Consider the following 17,885-nt stretch of genomic DNA (forward strand, 5'->3'; position numbering starts at 1 on the left):
GACTCATCGCCACCCCCACCCCACCATGTCAAGTGTTCTTCCCAAGACAGGGTGAGACGCTTTTCCTTGAGACCCCACCGTGTCGAGTGTTCGAGCAGAATCACCCGGGATCGTCCGAACGAACGCCAACCGAACTCACCGGGTCACGTGATCCGTGTCGCCACCCGTCGGGAGCGCGATGGAGTCGAAATCCCGAACCACGTCGCTGACGATACCGAGGTCGACGTCGAACTCGTACTGGCAGCGTCGGGCTCTTCAGGTGGGCAGTAGGAGGGACACACCGTACACCGAGTGAAACCGAGAGATGAAACCCCGATAAAATCGTCGTCACACACGTCGTGCCGAGTGACACCTGCCGAAACAGTAAAACGCAGTCAACATGACCCGCTCCGGTTAGAACCAGCCCCCAACCAGAATTCAGGCTCGCAGACACACCCCCTACCGAGTGAGTTCCCACGAAACTGAGCAGACCGCAGACGGCCATCGTCTCACCACCAAGGCCCAAATTACTCGGCTTATTTATTCTGCCAGCAGAACAACGGTTGCCAATTTCACTCGGTGCCTGCTGTGTGATAGTAGGCTGTGTAGTATTTATATTCTGTCCAAACCCGGTCTAGAAGAGATAGAATTCGTCTGTTGTGTACCTCACTCGGTACAGGGTCGGTGGCATTTCATGAGCTGAAGTATTTACCGCACCCCCCGCGTTCATCGCCACCCCCACCCCACCATGTCAAGTGTTCTTCCTGAGACGGAACGGAACCGCTGAGACCCTCACATCCAGTGTTCGTACGACTCCAGCCAGAGCCACCCGAACGAAACCGATCGAACTCACCCGATCCGCGTTGTCACGCCCTTTGGGAGCGCGATAGAGTCAAAATCCCGAACAACATCGCCGACAATATCGAGGTCGACATCGAACTCGTACTGGTAGTAGTGCCCACCTGCCCGCCCCTCGTTTTTCATTTGCCGGTCGAGGATGCCGAGCATCGCCAGATCCGCGAGGTGGTCGTGCATACGACGACGGACAAGCGGGTCGACGTTGGAGCCCTCCGCGATACGTCGATACAGCGGGTACACGTCGCGGATCCGCGCCGGAGTCTCCTGCTCGAACGCGAGCTGTAACATGGCCACGAGCGCGAGATGCCCGTGTTTCGTCAGCTCGCGCATCCCGTGTTCGACCTGACTCTGCTCGAGTTTCTCGCGAGCCTGATGGACATGCTCCTCTGTTAGTCGCTTCTCGCTGTTCGTCCGCGCAATCTCACCGGATTTATACAAGATATCCAACGCCTGCCGGGCACTTCCCGTGTCCTGCGCCGCGATAGCGGCACACAGCGCGATCACGGCGTCGTCTACCGCGTCGTCGTACATCGCACCGGCCACTCGCTCTTCGAGGATGGCGCGCAGTTCCGGGGCGTTGTACGGCGAGAAGTGAATCTCCTCCTCACAGAGGGTGTCTTTCACCTTCGGAGAGAGGTCGTCGCGGAAGCCGAAATCGTTGCTGATGCCGATCACGCCCGGTTTCGCCTCGGAGAGGTAGCCATTTGAGCGGGCTCGCGGGATCTCATACAGGATTTCGTCGTCGCTGCCGATGTGATCAATTTCGTCGAGGACGAGGAGGACTGTCTCGCCAATCTGATCGAGTTCCTCATACAGGATATCAAACACACGCTGTTGGGGATACCCGGTCGTACTGATCCGGTCGTCTGCGGGTCGCAGTTGGTTCACGAGATTAACTGCGACTTGGTAGGACGACGAGAGGTTCGTACAGTTGAGCCAGCAGACCGAGAGTTCGACGTCGTCGTACTGCTCTGTATCTCGTTGTAGCTGCTTCAATAGATAGCGGGACACCGCGGTCTTCCCGACGCCCGTTTTACCGTACAGGAAGATATTCCGGGGTTGTGCGCCGTTAACGATCGGCTGAAGCGCGGCCGTGTACGTCGAAATCTCGTCCTCGCGAGCGGTAATCGAATCCGGTTGGTAATCCTCGCGGAGCATGTCCTCGTTGCGGAAGATCTCTGTGTCCCGTGTGAACGTCGCCATCCTCTGTCACGTTTGACTCAGTCTGTACGAATAAATCCACCGTGTCAAGTGTGTCGTGTGTACGTACAGATAATCCAAGTCTATCGGTTTGCACTTGACGTAGTGGAGTGTCACTCGGTCAGCCCTCATAGATAACAACCGAACGGAACACTCGACACAGTGGGGTGGGACACGGAGATGCTCAGTTACCCACGTCGAACACTCGACGCAGTGGGGTGTGTTCTGAGACATACCCTCAATTCTCATCGAGAACACTCGACACGGTGGGGTGGGGGATCTGACTGGCTACTCCAACGAGGAAAGCACTCGACACGGTGGGATGTCGAGCGCTCGGCCCACCGACTCGCTGCTTGCTTCATGTTCAGAGTCGGCGGCGAGGTGGTGAAGGAGCGCAGCGACGACGGCGTTGACGACTCGAACATCGTCGAGGCCCAGGACCTCGTCCAGCACGGTCGGTTACGCAACCGGATTTGCGACCAGACCCAGCACGCCCAACTGCTGCTCGAAACGTTCGCGTACCTCGAAGAACGAGGCGCGACGCCGGCCCGTTCGAAGACGATCAAGACGCGGTACGAGCGCGTGACGGGCTCACACACCGTGGAACTCGGAAGCTTCCGGCATACCCCGATGCGGCGACTACGCTCGCAGATACGCGTCGTAACCTCCTGCTCGAACGCGAGCGCCACCCGTCTCGAACAGTTGACGCAGTGGGGTGTGATGAGAGACCTGTGGTTGGTCGTCTCCGAGAACACTCGACACGGTGGGGTGTAGGGGTCGACTACTGCCCAGTGAAAAAAGCACTCGACATGGTGGAGTATCAGGAACCCGTCCCGCTCTCCTCACGCACCAACTCACTCGCCCGCTCCACGTCCTCCGATGTGTTCACATTCACGCGCTCCCCTAGCCGCACGGTCTCGACCTCGTACCCAGCCCGCAACAACAACCCCACGGCCTCGCTCAACTGGTACTCACCCTCGGCTGACGGCCGAAGGAGCGCACACGCATGGAACACATCCTCCGGAAGCACGTAACACCCAGTCGTCACGAGCGTCGACGGCGGGTCGTCCGGCTTTTCGACGATCTCCGTCACGCGCCCCCGCTCGTCCGTCTCGATCACGCCGGTCGTCGCCGCGACCTCCGCCGACACCTCCTCGACCGCGAGCACCGCGTTAGCCTCCCCAACAGCCTCGACTGCGGGCTCGACGCTCCCCGCGAAGACGTTGTCGCCGTTCACGAGCAGGAACGTCCCGTCGACGTGTGGCTCGGCCTGAAGCACGGCGTGCCCGAGCCCCAGTCGCTCGCGCTGGTGGACGTAGGTGATCGGAACCCCCTCGAAGGTGTCACCGAACCGGTCGACGATCTGGGCCGCCTCGTAGCCGACGATCACGACCAACTCGTCGGCCCCAGCCTCGACTGCCGTCTCGAACACGTGTGCGAGCAGCGGTCGCCCCGCGACATCGACGAGGCCTTTCGGCTGGTCGTCGGTGAGCTTGCCGAGCCGACTGCCGCGCCCGGCAGCGGGGATGACTGCGTCCATACGCGAGACCCCACACGCCGGTCACCTAACCCCATCGACGGGACTACCGGGTCCAGAAGCCGCGCTGGCGGGCTTCGATCTCCGAAAGTGCCGTCGAGAGGACGTCACGCCAGTCATTCGGGTGTGTCGTATCGTCACCCGGTGTCGGTGCGTCCGGCCCCGGATGGATGTGATCACGAGTGTTGTGCCCAGACGGATGTCTATCCCATCGGTGATCGAACGCCCCCGTGTTGTGTGTTTCGTGATAATGGAGCGAGAAATCCCCGGTTTCGAACCAGACGATCTCCAGACGAGCGCTTCGAACGCGGTCAGGGTAGAGTTGCCGATCGTACTGACAGACCAGTCGTTCGGGCGCGAAGCTAGGCTGGTCACCGACCTCGCTGAACCGATCGTCCGTCGTGAGACGCTCGCGGATGACCGCCAGCCGGTCGAAATCGACCGGCCCGCCAGAAATTGAATCCCCCGTCTCGTCATCGGGGTCGGCAGTCATACTGCGGATTCGCGATCTGTAGCCTCGCCGGACGTGGGAGTGAGTGCTCGTTCGAGGAGAGACACACGACGCAGCGCGGTTTCCCACGCCGAGAGTTGCTCCCAGACCGCCTCGATAGACTGGTCGCTTGCTGCGGCATACCGTGTGATCGAGACGCTCGCCGGGGACTCGGCGGCAAATTCAGCTGCGAGTGCATCCGCCCGCTCTGATTCCGACTGGAGCAGGTCGAGCAACTCCTCAGTTGTGTATTGGCGTCGAAGCGTTTGGACGCGTCGCCAGTTCAGGTACTCTTGATTCCGTTCGTAGGTGGCTGGCGAATCCGTGACCTTCGTGACGATGCCCATTCGTTCGAACCAGTCCAGGTATTCACGTGCGGCGTCGACCCCGTGTCCCGCACGCTCGGCAACGTCACCTGCTGTCGCCGGGTCGGCGAGTCCGAGCACGGCATCGAAAAAGTCGTCCCGTGTTCGATCACCACGAACGACCTCCTCCGGCGGGGTCAGCGCGTCGAAGTTCGGCGCCCGTTCGTCGGTGTCGGCTTGAATATCCGAACCCGGATCCTCCATATCCCACGATGCGGCTCAACACGTTATAAAACTTTCTTAGACGGATTATCCCGATTTGAATGCGGGAAACGACGACCACTCGTCGCCCCCGGCGACCGCCGTCTCGAAGGCGTGCGCGAGGAGGGGCCACCCCGCCACATCGACGAGTCCTTTCGGTCGGCCGTTGGTGAGTTCGCCGAGCCGACTCCCCCGGCCAGCGGCGGGTATCACGGGGTCCATACCGACACTAGCACACACCAGCAATCTCAATCCGTTGGCGGACCCTAATCGTATACTTTCAGATATAGTAGTCCCGACTACAGTAGTCTAGACTACGATAGTCTAAGCTACGATAGTCCAAACTACGTTGACCGCGCGCTTTATCTACCGGGGAGCCGACGGTGAGCACATGCCCACGTTCGTCAACCGAGAACGGGAACTCGACAGGCTTCACGAGCTGTACGAAAGTGATTCCGCGGAGTTGAGCGTCGTCTATGGACGTCGGCGAATGGGGAAGACGGCACTCGTCGTCAAATCCATCGAGGATCGCGATGACGCGGTGTACCATCAAGCAGCACACGGGACGACGGAGCAGCAACTCGACGCCTTCATCGCTGATGCTGCGACGGTGTTTCCTGGGATCAACCGGATTCGGAAAGACTGGGAGAACGTTCTCACGCATCTTGCCGAACAGGATGCGATCGTGATCCTCGACGAGTTCCCGTATCTCGTCGACGAAAACGAAGCGCTCCCCTCTCTCATTCAGCGGCTCTGGGATCACAACGTCGCCGATACGGGAACGACCTTCGTGTTGACTGGCTCGGCGATCGGGATGATACACGAGATCGCGATCGACGGGAGCTCACCACTGTATGGCCGGATCTCGAAACGACCGAACGGGAAACTCGAGATCGGCCCGTTACCGTTCGACGCCGCGATGACGTTCTTCCCGAACTACGCGCCGGCTGAGCAAGTGATCGCGTACGGTGTCTTCGGAGGAACGCCGGAATACCTCCGGGCTGTAGACGACACGCAGTCACTCCAGGGAAACATTACGGACACCATGCTGCTCCGTGATGGCGGCCTCCACGAGGAGCCCGAGGATGTCCTGTACCGGGAACTGGACGAGGTGGATCGGTATTTCGCCGTTCTGAAAGCGATGGCGGAGGGGAATCACAAGCGAAACGAGATCATTCAGGCTGCCGGCATCAACGCTAACAGCGCGAGTTACTACCTCTCCCGCCTGCGAGAGCTCCAGATAATCGAGCAGGAGTACCCAGTCACCGTTGACCCCTCCCGGAGTCGGAACAGCCGATATCGGATCCGGGACCAACTGTTCGCGTTCTGGTTCCGGTTCGTCCACGGTCGTTCGTCCCGGTACGAAGTGTTCGGGGCGGATGCGTACGACGAACTCGTCGAACCACACCTCCCGGACTTCGTCAGTTCGTCGTTCGAACGTCTCTGTCAGCGGGCAGTCCTGTACGAGTACGGGGATGTATACACGTTCACGGAATCTCCGGGTCACTGGTGGGACACCGACGGACGCGAGATCGATATCGTGGCCCCGACGAACGGCGATACGTTACTGGTCGGGGAAGCGAAGTTCCAACAGCAACCGATGGGGTACGATGTTCTCGCACAGCTCGAACAGGAGGCACCCGAGATTGAGTGGTCGCCGACCGACGGCGACGTGAACTACGAGTACGTACTGTTTAGCCGAAGCGGGTTCGCGTCGTCACTGGAGGAAGCGGCCAAAGAGCGGGACGACCTCGGTTTGTTTACTGTTGATGACGTCGTTGAGACACTGTCCGAATAGACGTTCCCAGCCGTAAGAACCCCCTCGAAGGCGTCGTCGAACCGGTCGATTGTCTGGGCCGCCTCGTACCCGGCGATCACGACCAGCGCGTTGGCCCCGGCCTCCACCGCCGTCTCAAAGACGTGCGCGAGGAGGGGTCGTCCTGTCACGTCGACGAGCCCCCTTCGGTCGGTCCGCCGTCAGCTCACCGAACCGACTGCTCTGCCCGGTAGCGGGGAGACCGTATCCATAGGAGGATTGGTACCCACGAGCCACCTCAAGCCGTCGGTCTCCGAACCTTCAGCTGTCGAGCGCCCCACCGCCTCAAGTCGAGATCGTTTCTTAACAACACCCTCTCGAACCGGCCTAACTGCCCCACACTCTCTTGCCGGTCGATCAAATACGAACGCCTATGCGCCTGACTCTGCTTGGAACCCGAAGCGCCCTCCCGTCACCGACGCGGCTCCAGACGGGCGCTGTCTTGCAACACGCCGAGTCAACTCTCCTTGTCGACTGCGGCAGCGGCATCACCCACCGGCTCGCACAGTCGGCTATCGACTACCGCACTGTCGACACCGTCCTCCTCACGCACACACATCTCGATCACGTTGCGGACCTTCCGACCCTCGCGAAGGCCCGGCTGCTCGACGGCCATGACACGTTCACAGTCGTCGGGCCACCAGGAACACAAGACGTCTGCGACGCGTTGTTCGCCATCGACGATCTCGCAGGGCGACTCTCCCTCTCTGTTCGTGAACTCACGGCTGGGACGGACCCGTTCACGATTGACGACTTGGATATCGAACGCGCGTCGACCGACCATTCGAAGCCCGGGTACGCGCATCGGTTCAACGAACGCCTGACGATCGCCGGCGACACGGCACCAACCGAACCGGTCTGTTCGCTCGCCGACGGATCAGAGGTGCTTGTCCACGAGTGTGCGTATCCGGACGGGACGGAGTCACCAGGACATTCAACACCCACGGCACTCGGGAAGTTGCTCGCGGATATCGACGTCAACCACATCCTGCTCACACATCTGTTTCCAGAGACGGAACCGCACGCCGATGAACTTGCCAACACCGTCAGCGAGTACACGGACGCGACCGTCAGCATGGCGACAGACCACACGAGTGTGACGCTCGACTGATTACGAGGACCGTACTAACGGCTCGTACCACTCGCGGTTCGTCTGGTACCACTCGATGAACTCGCAGACGCCCTCCGTGATCGTCCGCGAGGGCTCGTAGCCGATCGCCTCACCAGCTTTCGTAACGGACGCGTGCGTATGCTCGGCGTCGGCCTCCCGCGCGGACTCGTACTCAATCCCCAACTCAGGCGCTAATTGATCCCGCACCGTCTCAGCTAACTCTTGAATCGAGATGTTGTCCGACTTCCGATGTTCACCATGTCGCCGTCAGCAGCATCCGACTCCAACAGCGTCCGATTCACCCCCACCACGCCAGCCACGTACGTGAAGTCGCGCGTCTACTAGCAGTCCCCGTAGATCACCGGTAGATCGTCGACACAGCCACGCTCGGTCCTCGATGTGACCCCGTGGTAGCACCGCTCGCTCACTACTCGGAGTCGAACAGCGTCGCAAGCTCTGAGATTCCGTACAGCGACGCGTCGGACCGCTCATCGACGATAGCCCGTAACTCGTCCGTGAAGCCGGCCCGTGAAAAGACCACGTACTGTACCTCCCGGTCGGTTCCCTGCCACCGAACCTCCGATTCGAGCGCCTCCAGATCGTCGAACACCGCTCGCCCGACGGGTTCCGTGGTCCACTTACACTCGCCGAGCAGTAGGGTCCCAGTCTCCCGATTGACTCCGGCGACGTCGATCTCCTCGCCACCGTACCACCAGCGGCCGACCCGCGAGCAGGAGACGGGAAACGCCGGCCTCCGGACCGCCTGCTGGCACACCGTTTCGAAGGTCCGACTCGTGTGCGTTGGGAGCGTCTCGGCGATCGCCGATCGAACCGGTGCCGTCCGCCCCTGTTCGAGCGTTCCCCGATTAGGTGCCACGTACCGAAACCAGAACCGGAGAAAATCGTCCGTCAGCCGATACAGTCCCCGGCCGTCAGGGTCCGTCACCGGATGCTCCTGCTCGAGGATCGCCAACTGCGTGAGGTTCTGGAGATATCGGGAGAGGCTGCTCGCGTCGCGGCCGATCTCGTTGGCGATCTCGGTAACGCGTGTCGCGCCACCGGCGATGGCTTCGAGGATCGCCATATACGTCGCGGGCTCACGGAGCTCTTGGCGTAACAGAAACTCCGGCTCCTCGTACAGGAACTCACCTTTCGAGAGGATGGATTGCTCGATGTTCTCGAGGAGGCTCAGTCCTGGATCGAACTGTTCGAGATACGCGGGAACGCCTCCAAGCACACTATACAGCTGGATCTGCGTCTCCAGATCGTCGTCCGGGAAGAACGCGCGAACGTCCGCGAACGAGAGCGGGGCGAGTTTCCACTGTCCGGTTCGGCGCCCGTACAGCGGGCTCTCGTAGCTCAACACGCCCTCCTCCATCATCGAAATCGATGACCCCAACAACACGAGCGAGACGTCCGTTCCTGCGAGTACGTCGTCGACAACGGTCTGAAACACCGACGGGATCGTGTCGTCCTCGTCGACGAGATACGAGAACTCGTCTAACGCTACCACGCACGGCCCGTCGACGCGCGCCGTGAGATACTGAAACGCCTCGACGAACCCGTCGACATCCGGAGTGATATCGTCCAACGCAGCAGCGCACTGTGCCGCGAATCGCCGAGCGTTGTGCGTTGCGCCCCGCTCGTCACAGAGATAGTAGACTGACGTGTCTTCGAGTGCGTCGAGCGCCGTCGTCACCAGCGTCGTCTTCCCTACCCGCCGTCGCCCATATACGACGAGGAGCTGTCGCTCGGCTCGTGAGAGATGCGACGTGAGCCATTCGAGTTCAGTTTCTCTGTTTATCATTATGTGTGCGATAATATTATCGTGTTCATAATAGTTGTTCGGGTCCGTTGTGGCGATCGTTCTCCGGGTTTCAGTACAAGAAGGCCACCCACAGTTTCAGCGCCGGCGTTGTTCGAACTCCTGACGTTCTCCACGTTGCTGTTGGCCGCGTCCGACGTTAGCAGCGTCCGGTTCGTATCCGCCATATTGGCTACATACGTGACGTCACGTGTCTGCTGGTCGTCCCTGTCGATCACCGGCGGACCGTCGAGACAGCCGTATCGAGTTGGGAGAGTGTTTTGTCTGTCGGCGTTCAATAACACCCTAGCATGGGCCTGTACGATGAGGTGCTGGTCGCAGACGGCGTCAGGCTGCCGAAATTCCCGGCCGACGCCAGTCCGTCCGATATCGGGTGGCAGACGAAAGAGATCGGTCGGCCAGCCATACAAGCGTACAAGCTGACCGCAGACGGACGACTCCTGCGACGCGAGCGGGAGTTCCGTGAGAAAACGTCTGCGGAAAAGCAGGCGGTGGCCGCCGATCACCGCTTTGAATCATGGGACGAGTACGTCTCATTTTGTGATGACGCCGACCCGGATGACCGCATCCAACGTGGAATCGGTCTTGGAGCGCCGGACTCTCGGACCGTCGACGAGGAGTTCTGGCTCGATCACAATATGCACGGCAGTTTCGAGTTCCACGGGCGGAGCGACGACATCGAAGACGGATCTCACTGGTCGTACGAAGCACGGTTCACACGCGGGGAACTCGACGCTATCGTCTTTCTCGGCGAACGAGGCGGCGGTTCCCCCGACGAATACAGGCCCGAGGCGCCCGTCTGCGTCGAGTTTTAACGGCCCGGACGAAAGCGGAATTCAACTACGACTCCCGCACTAACGGTTCGTACCACTCGCGGTTCGCCTGATACCACTCGATGAACTCCCCAACCCCCTCCGCGATCGTCCGCGAGGGCTCGTAGCCGATCACCTCACCAGCCTTCTCGACGGAGGCGTGCGTGTGCTCGGCGTCGGCCTCACGGGCGGACTCGTACTCGATCTCCAACTCAGGCGCTAACTGATCCCGCACCGTCTCGGCCAACTCCTGAATCGAGATATTGTCTGAACTCCCGATGTTCAACACGTCGCCGTCAGCGGCATCGGACTCCAGCAGCGTCCGGTTCGCATCCACCACGTCGGCCACATAAGTGAAGTCGCGCGTCTGCTGGCCGTCGCCGTAGATCACCGGCGGCTCGCCGTTCACACACCGCGAGACGAAGTTCGAGATGGCCATGTTCGGCCGCATCCGCGGGCCGTACACCGTGAAGTAGCGCAGACACACCGTCGGCAGCCCGTGGAGCTCCGTGTACACCCGCGCCATATGCTCCTGCGTGAGTTTCGTCACGCCGTAGGGACTCACGGGCTCGGTCGGGTGGTCCTCCGTGTAGGGGAGCGACTTCGGCTTCCCGTACACCGACGACGAGCTGGCGAGGATCACCCGGTTCACCTCCCCCTCCTTCGACGCCTCCAAGAGGTTCACCGTGCCGTCGACGTTGATGTCGGTCACCTTCCGAGGATTGTCAACGCTCTCGCGAACCCCGGCCTGCGCCGCTTGGTGAACGACGACATCGACATCCTCGACGAGCTCCCGAACGGTCTCGGTGTCCCGGACGTCGCCCTCGACGAACCGGTAGTCGATGGCTCGGCCGTCGGCCACGTCGCGGTGTACGTCGAGCGTGTGCCGTTTGATCCCCACCGCATAGAACGGTTCGAGGTTGTCGAGGACCGTCACGTCGTGGCCGCCTTCGAGGAACGACTCGGCGAGGTGGCCGCCGATGAATCCGGCCCCTCCCGTCACGAGGACTCGCATACGTGCCGTTCAGCGGGCCGACACAAAACTCGCGCGGTTCCGTCGCTGCCCGCGCTACAGGCGCTCCGACATCCCCAGTACAGATACGGGCGGGACCCCGGCGGCTTCGGGTTTGAGAAGAAACCACACAGTACGCTCGGTGGCGTTCGTCCTCCACACTAATATCTGAAGATTGACGGTGTATATGTAATATAACCCGCAGTAGAAGGAAGGCTCAGACGATTCAAAGTGTAAGTTAGTATGGACAGTACCGAATAGTTTATAGAAAGACATTTCATGTGTGTGAGTGTCCAGATGAATTTACCAAGTCGGATTTTCGCGGTGGGTGGTGCTGGCAAAGCAATCACCTACGAACTACTGGAGGCAGACTGGGTTCAGGAGTCTGTGCTTCAGCCGCGACGAAATCCGCGGACTCTGACGGTGAGCGTGGTCGACACCGCTGAAGAAGAAGAAAACAGAGATCTCGAGCGCATTCAGCAGATTCGGGACTCAATCCAGGACACGAGAGAACGCCTCCGTGAAGAGGCGAACCAAGAGGGCCGGCTCGGGGAAATAAACATCAATTATCTGCCGCTAACCCAGAACATCCAACTCCACGATCAAAACGACCTGATCGGGGCGGAGGCGGTGCCACGGATCGCGGCGGGTGTCGGAATCGACGAGGAAAACTGGTGGCTCAAACCGGAATTCATCAACGAGAACCTCGACTTCGCCACCGGTGTCGTCAGGAAACGCGGACTCGGAAAGGGGCTGTACTACAAGTCCTACGCTGAAGACGACAACGTTCGCACGTCGATTGACCTCCCGAACCGCGGAAAGGTCGCCGTCATCGCCGGGCTCGGCGGCGGCTCCGGTTCGGGTATCTTCATCGACTTAGTCAAACATCTCAAACGGACGAAACGGACCGCCGAAATCACGCTGTTCGGTGTGCTCCCCAACGACGAGGAAGGCGACGCGGAAAGCGCGAACGCCCACGCTGTTCTCTCGGAGTTGGAGTACATGAGCCTCCAAGGAGAAGACTTGTTCAAAGATCGGGTCCTCATCCCTATCGACCCGACAGGCTTCGGCGGCAAGAAAGGGAACCTCATTCAGAGTTCTGACGCGCTCATCGAGTTCGACAGGGCCGCGATATACCTCATCACCTCGTACTACAACATGATGGACATGGAGGACCCCTTCGCGGACACGCCCTCGTACGCGCCGTTCATCATGGGTGTCCCGCAGGTCCTCCGATACAACGTCGACGCTATCCAAGACGCGAAGACCGTCACCAAAGAGATTCTCAACGCGAAGCAGGACGCGCTGGAAGCGGAAGCGGACGTGTACACGGGCGTCGACCGCTTCCTCTCGCGAGAGTGGACTCCCGACGAGATGGAGGGAGAGCTCCACGACTCCGACCGGACCGATCTCGAGACGCGGCTCGACAACGTCTGGTCGCTCACCGAGCTCGATATCTTCACCGAGCTCGAGTACGAGTCCGTCTCCGCCTACCGCGAGATCATGTCGGAGGCCGAGGCCGAAACCGACGACATCCTTGATCGGATCGACGTCATCGCCGGGTCGATCCGAGCTGGTACCGCACGGATCGGCGATAACGAGCAGTACGTAGATAGCATCGACAAGCAGCTGGCGGATATCATCGACACGGAACTCAACCGGATCGCGCACCGCAAGGACCTCCTCGTTCGGCTCCGCTCGATCGACAACAACCGCGTCGAGGGCACGATCAGCTACTTGCTCGCGGTCGAGGATGAGGGGATCAACCCCGGCGTTCGCATCAACCGGCTGGAAGCGAAGCGGGACGAGGTCGTCGACCGCCGCGATCGGCTCCAGTCGGAGCTAGAAGAGGTCGAAGCCGAACTCGATACCCGCAAGCGGGAACAGCAAGACGAGGTCGACCGTCGCGTCGCAACGTGGAAGAACGCGGTCGAGCCGCTGTACCGCGAGTATACGGAGTGCCAGTCGATGGCCGTCGACGAACTGATCGGCGACCTCCGAAACGGACTGGAATCGTTCGCTCGCGCCGTCGAAAACGCCGAAGACCCCGACCAAGTCGAGGCCGTCAACGACAGTACCGTTCGGACGGCACTCGACGATATCAGCAACGAGTTCGACACGGTCGGCGTCGATACGACCGACATCGAACGCCGGATCAACTCCTCGCTCGCGGACCTCGCAGACGCGAAGAAGTCGTTCCTCACGATGAACCAAGAGGAGGGAACGATTGAGTCTATTCTTCCGTGGGACTCCTCAAGCGAGGAGGAACGGAAAAAGGCTGAAAAGAACTACCGGCGCAAGCGCAGTCAGCTTGACGAAGCGGAGGTGTTCAAGATGTCGCGAGCGGGCAGCAACCTGTCGATCGAGGTCCAGTTCTCGGTCACCGAACTCAAACACCTCATCGAACGGGAACTCGACGAACGTCAACAGGAGATCCTCTCGCGAACGCGCTCCGAACTCGATGAGGAACATCGGACGGCGATCGACGAGCTAGAGCGCGATCTCGAGTCGGGCGTCGGGTTCGATCAGCTCACTCGCCAGTACGAAGAACTCGTTCGCGATGAGATCGTCGAAACGGCGGACGTAGAACGCCGACGCGACGACCTCGAGTCGGACTTGGAAACTGCGACGGACGAATCGGACCTCTACGACGCGACTGTCACGCTGTTCGAAGAGCTGAACGGTCCTCGGGACACGTTCCTGAACGCACAGGAGTCGTACAAACAGCTTCGCGAGGAGTACAACGCCGAGAAGAACTCCTCCGTGGCGACCGAAACTGAAGAGTACAGCTACGTCAAGACGGTCCAGCCGAACGATATCCTCCAGCTCCGAGACGACACCGACATCGCCGAAAGCAAGATTTTCGACGACGAGACCGAGCGGCAGCGGTTACGCGGCTCGCTTGAGGAACTTGCCCGGAACGCACACAATCCGCGCTACACCGGGATCCGTCGGCGCCGGATCAGCGGCGACCGCGCGCGGTACAACGAGATGAACATCGTCGTCGGCGTCATGAGCCGAGCGATCGAGCAGATTAGCGATGTCGCCGATCTGAAGTCCGAGTTCCAGGGTGCGTACAATCTCGGCGCGGGCGGGGAAAACTACGCTTCCTTCCCGGTCGAGGCGGGTGGCAGTTGGGATGTCGGCCTCGGGATTTTCATCGACGGTATCTTCCTCGATAACCTCCGCGCGGAGATCGAAGCGGACGGGTACCGGAACGGGTACGAATCCCGGAAACAGTCTGACGAGACGGACATCCTCGTCCACCATGCGTACGGCCTCGACGAGGGATACTTCGTGAAGCGTGACTCGGTGTTGAACCTCGAGCACCCCGACGACGTCGAGTTCTTCCTCAGAGACGAGGGAGAGATCAAAGCGGACCTCCTCGACGATCACATCAGCCGAACCGATTTCACCGCACCCGCTGACAGCGGGGGGGAAGAGTAGTACTCATGGACTCGCCAGTCGCGTTCCTCGAGGAATACGGCGAGAAGTTCTTCCTCGGGGTGTACTTCATCATCATGGTCGTCGTCGCCGGGCCGCTGTTCTTGACGCTCGGTGAGGCGTGGATCGCATCTGACGTGTTCCGGCCGCTGATACTCTCGTTACAACCACTGCTGTCGGTATCGCTCGAACAGTTCTCAGCCGCGGTGTTCGGACTCTACCTCGGTCTGTTGGTGCTCATAACCCTCGACCCCAAAAAGCGGGTCCAGGGTGCGCTGCTCTGGCTCGGGACCGGGTCCGCGCTCATCGGACTCCTCTCGATCGGTCTGTTCATTCCCAACATCGATTTCACCGCCAACGTGGCGTGGCTCGGCGCCGGGCTTGTTGGCGGGACCATAGTTGGCGGCGGCAAACAACTCATGGAAGTTCGAACGACCTCCGCGCTCGAGTTCCGCCGGTCCGCAAGTATCCTGTTCTACTTGATCACTGCCATCATCGTGGTCGGACTTGTTGAGTTCCACGTGAACTTCCCGCAGTTCATCGATCCATCCGGCGGCGCCGTCGAAATCGTCGCACCGGAGCCGACCGTCTCGGTCGCGTGGGAGGGACTCACTACGAACGTCCTGATGGCGGGGGTGTTCGTCGTTACCCTTCGTCGGTTCGTTAAGTACGACTCCTCGGAGAACTTCTTCGTACTTGGGCCGCCGGGATCGGGCAAGTCGCTGTTTCTCGTCGGGAAGTACCTCGCCGCGCTCGACGACGCCGTCGATCGGAAAAGCGACACGCCGCTGAATCCGAGCGGCGACCTGATGGAACTCGTCGGCAGGCTCGACGCCGCGACCAAAGACGCCGGCTGGGAACTCGACTCGACGGGTGCGACGGAAGTCGAAGATCTTCAGTTCCGGTTCGTCAACGGACGCGTCTTCCCAAAGAACATCGAGTTGTCGAGCCTCGATTACGCCGGGGAGTATCTCGAGGAACTCCCCGGGGCCCTCATGAGTCCCGACTCGGAGATAGACAACTCCACGGTCCAACTGCTCTCGGACCGTGTCCGAGCGGCGAACACGCTCATTCTGGTGATCGATGTCGAGCGCTATCACAACAACGAGCCGCTGGGGATCGAACCGTACTTCGACATCCTCGATACGGCCGACGACAAAGACGTGCTCCTCGTCGCGACGAAGTCGGATATCTTGGCACAGCAGTTCGAAGACGAGCAGGCGCTGGATCCCCACCAGTACTTCGAGGACTTCCGTCAGTACGTGAACGATACGCTAGTCGAGAATAATCAGGCCGTCCGGACGCTCGTTCAGGACACTTCCGGCTCGGAGATCCACCCGGTGTACTACGAGACGACGGTGAACGACGACGGCGAACGCGTGCCGATGCGCGACCGGAACGGGAACGTGATGACAGTCGGATTCGAGGAGCTGTTAGAGAAACTGGGGTGATAACGCATGTCAACACTACGCATTTACGACAGCAAAGGGAACGCGTACTCTCCCGACGGCACCGCGACGGGATCAGACGAACAGATCGAACAGTTGTTTTACGGCGGGGTTCGGCTGACAATTCGGTCGGATCACAAACAACAGATACGGCTGTTCTTCCGTGCCCGCGAGACTCGGAACGCTCGCACCGAGCAGTTCTACGCCGTTTACTCTGTCGATAGCTCCTCTTCACCGCTTCAGGACCTCATCAGGGATCTCACAACGCGGGTCGAGTCCGAGTGGGGATACACGATCGACGAGTCTTCGAACGGAATGGCGGTGTACCGCGAAGTGAAGCGCGGGAACCTGGCCGTCCCCGGAGATAGCACCGAACAGAGCATCCTCTCCGAACTCATCACCTCTCGTAACCCGGTGACGGTGGGGGTTTCGGACGAACGCAACGCCATCGGCCTACTCGACGAGTACTTCGGCGAGTACGACCAGGCAGCGATCGCCGACTCCACGGGCGAGGACGTCCTCTCGGCGTTCGACCTCGTCGTCACGCCCGGTGGCCATCGAGGTATCACGCCCCTCGGCGAGACGGAAGCGCGGTGGGAGTCTACGTCTCGATCGCTCCGTGACCAGCATATCAAAGAGGAGATCGCATCCATACGCGAGTCGGTGGAAACGCTCTCACGCGAGCACGGCCTCTCGAACGGAGAGATACGGGAGCGTGTCCAGAGTAGCGTTCCGGCGCTCAAGTCGCCGACGACGGGCTCCGACCTCAGGTCGACGTCGAGCGGGTCGGACGACGACTATCTCATCCCTCCGAAGGTCGGTCTGTACGTCGCCGTCGGCGCCGTCGTCCTGATCGTCCTGTTCGCGGCGGTCACTTTCGGCCCCAACCTGTTGGGAGCGGTCGGCTTGATGGATAACGGGGGTGACGGGAGCGGACAACAGGCGAACGTGGCCGTTACGCTCATCAACAGCACGACGGACGAACAGATCAGTTCTTCGACCGGGAACATCTCTATCAAACTCCGCAACGAGACCGACGTTACACTGAACGAGACGACCCAACCGAGGTATAACTTCACCGTCAACGAGGCGAGACTACCGAACTTGACGCTCGCCGCCACAGCGGACGGCTATCAGAGCCGGACCGTAGACCTCTCAAGCAACTCCAGTGAAGTTGCTATCCCACTTGATCCCTCCCCTACAACCACCGAGGACGACAGCCCCACGCGCTCTCTCGTTGAGGGTGAAGTACGCGACGCGACGGATGATGCGTACGTCTCGGTTAGCGTCTCGCTTATCGGTGACGAGAGTTTTGAAACGCGTACCGGCGATTTTGGGAGCTACGCCTTTGATGACGTACCGGCCGGTGAGTACACGCTCTCCGTGGATCCCGACGGATACGTTCCAGTAAACCGCACAATTACCGTGAACGGCACGAGGCTGCAGGTTGACACCGTCGAGTTACAGCAGACGGCGTCTCTGTCCGTCTTCTTCAACGCTTCGGACACCGGTACGGGAGTTTCTGGCGCCGACATCTATTTGAGAAATAATGCCACTGGCGATACTGTCGACATCAACACCACCGACGAAGACGGCTGGTATAACAATAGCAACCTCGAGGCCGGGACCTACGATTTAGAATTCAGAGGTGGCGAGTACAAAAACACTGAACGAACTGGAATCACGCTGGAGCCGGGGGACGCCCGCGTCATCGATGAGATTACCGTTACGAGCGAAGGATAACTTCTGATACGTTACGCTGCCGACGCGGAACCGACCCCGCTGAA

General features: G+C 60.3%; 14 protein-coding genes and 1 pseudogene. 7 read left to right on the forward strand and 8 right to left on the reverse strand.

The window, feature by feature from the left end; genetic code table 11:
* Positions 1-828: 828 nt before the first annotated feature.
* Positions 829-2,040 carry an orc1/cdc6 family replication initiation protein gene (locus EXE51_RS09755; RefSeq protein WP_137692599.1) on the reverse strand — a complete coding sequence of 404 codons (1,212 nt, stop codon included), beginning with the start codon at positions 2,038-2,040 and terminating at the stop codon, positions 829-831.
* Positions 2,041-2,397: 357 nt separating this feature from the next.
* Between EXE51_RS09755 and EXE51_RS17945 the strand changes: the two genes are divergently transcribed.
* The gene (locus tag EXE51_RS17945) at positions 2,398-2,811 is read left to right on the forward strand and encodes a hypothetical protein (RefSeq protein ID WP_241990616.1); all 414 of its coding nucleotides are present in this window, start codon (positions 2,398-2,400) and stop codon (positions 2,809-2,811) included.
* A gap of 46 nt (positions 2,812-2,857) precedes the next feature.
* On the opposite strand, the gene EXE51_RS09765 is transcribed toward EXE51_RS17945, so the two are convergent.
* Genes EXE51_RS09765 through EXE51_RS09780 form a run of 4 tightly spaced genes read right to left on the reverse strand, consistent with a single transcriptional unit; the run spans position 2,858 to position 4,852 of the window.
* Positions 2,858-3,577: a sugar phosphate nucleotidyltransferase gene (locus EXE51_RS09765; protein WP_137692600.1), complete on the reverse strand. Its 720-nt coding sequence runs from the start codon at positions 3,575-3,577 to the stop codon at positions 2,858-2,860.
* A 43-nt stretch (positions 3,578-3,620) separates the two neighbouring features.
* Complete coding sequence (locus tag EXE51_RS09770) at positions 3,621-4,067, reverse strand: hypothetical protein (protein WP_080508697.1); 447 nt, start codon at positions 4,065-4,067, stop codon at positions 3,621-3,623.
* Positions 4,064-4,633 (reverse strand): hypothetical protein, encoded by a 570-nt coding sequence (locus tag EXE51_RS09775; protein WP_049933255.1) that lies wholly within the window; start codon positions 4,631-4,633, stop codon positions 4,064-4,066. Before EXE51_RS09775 ends, EXE51_RS09770 begins: the two co-directional genes overlap by 4 nt.
* 45 nt (positions 4,634-4,678) lie before the next feature.
* Positions 4,679-4,852 (reverse strand): 2-C-methyl-D-erythritol 4-phosphate cytidylyltransferase, encoded by a 174-nt coding sequence (locus EXE51_RS09780; protein ID WP_137692601.1) that lies wholly within the window; start codon positions 4,850-4,852, stop codon positions 4,679-4,681.
* Between the two features lie 169 nt (positions 4,853-5,021).
* Between EXE51_RS09780 and EXE51_RS09785 the strand changes: the two genes are divergently transcribed.
* Both EXE51_RS09785 and EXE51_RS09795 read left to right on the forward strand, forming a co-directional pair.
* Positions 5,022-6,428, forward strand: a complete 1,407-nt coding sequence (locus EXE51_RS09785; protein ID WP_137692602.1) for an ATP-binding protein — start codon at positions 5,022-5,024, stop codon at positions 6,426-6,428.
* 391 nt (positions 6,429-6,819) lie between these two features.
* Positions 6,820-7,557, forward strand: coding sequence for an MBL fold metallo-hydrolase (locus EXE51_RS09795; protein ID WP_137692603.1), 738 nt, complete (start codon positions 6,820-6,822; stop codon positions 7,555-7,557).
* Here EXE51_RS09795 and EXE51_RS18235 read toward each other — a convergent pair.
* Positions 7,558-7,895 (reverse strand): annotated as a pseudogene (locus tag EXE51_RS18235) (UDP-glucose 4-epimerase); the annotation flags it as partial.
* Positions 7,896-7,984: 89 nt separating this feature from the next.
* The gene (locus EXE51_RS09805; RefSeq protein ID WP_137692604.1) at positions 7,985-9,364 is read right to left on the reverse strand and encodes an ATP-binding protein; all 1,380 of its coding nucleotides are present in this window, start codon (positions 9,362-9,364) and stop codon (positions 7,985-7,987) included.
* Between the two features lie 308 nt (positions 9,365-9,672).
* On the opposite strand from EXE51_RS09805, the gene EXE51_RS09810 reads away from it, so the two are divergent.
* On the forward strand, positions 9,673-10,197 hold the full coding sequence (locus EXE51_RS09810) for a hypothetical protein (protein ID WP_137692605.1): 525 nt from the start codon (positions 9,673-9,675) through the stop codon (positions 10,195-10,197).
* A 25-nt stretch (positions 10,198-10,222) separates the two neighbouring features.
* Here the strand turns inward: EXE51_RS09810 and EXE51_RS09815 are convergent, their stop codons facing one another.
* A complete protein-coding gene (locus EXE51_RS09815; protein ID WP_137692606.1) occupies positions 10,223-11,209 on the reverse strand; it encodes a GDP-mannose 4,6-dehydratase in 987 nt (328 codons plus the stop codon).
* Between the two features lie 294 nt (positions 11,210-11,503).
* Here EXE51_RS09815 and EXE51_RS09820 point away from each other — a divergent pair, with 294 nt between their 5' ends.
* From EXE51_RS09820 to EXE51_RS09830, 3 genes are read left to right on the forward strand one after another with little or no spacing between them, the layout of a single operon-like run.
* A complete protein-coding gene (locus tag EXE51_RS09820; protein WP_094494385.1) occupies positions 11,504-14,653 on the forward strand; it encodes a tubulin-like doman-containing protein in 3,150 nt (1,049 codons plus the stop codon).
* 5 nt (positions 14,654-14,658) lie between these two features.
* A complete protein-coding gene (locus tag EXE51_RS09825) occupies positions 14,659-16,101 on the forward strand; it encodes a hypothetical protein (protein WP_094494386.1) in 1,443 nt (480 codons plus the stop codon).
* Between the two features lie 6 nt (positions 16,102-16,107).
* Entirely contained in the window at positions 16,108-17,841 is a 1,734-nt protein-coding gene (locus tag EXE51_RS09830; RefSeq protein WP_137692607.1) for a collagen binding domain-containing protein, read from the forward strand.
* The last annotated feature ends 44 nt before the right edge of the window (positions 17,842-17,885 follow it).

This window comes from Halorubrum sp. CGM5_25_10-8B (assembly GCF_005435095.1).
In the GTDB taxonomy this organism is placed as follows: domain Archaea; phylum Halobacteriota; class Halobacteria; order Halobacteriales; family Haloferacaceae; genus Halorubrum; species Halorubrum ezzemoulense.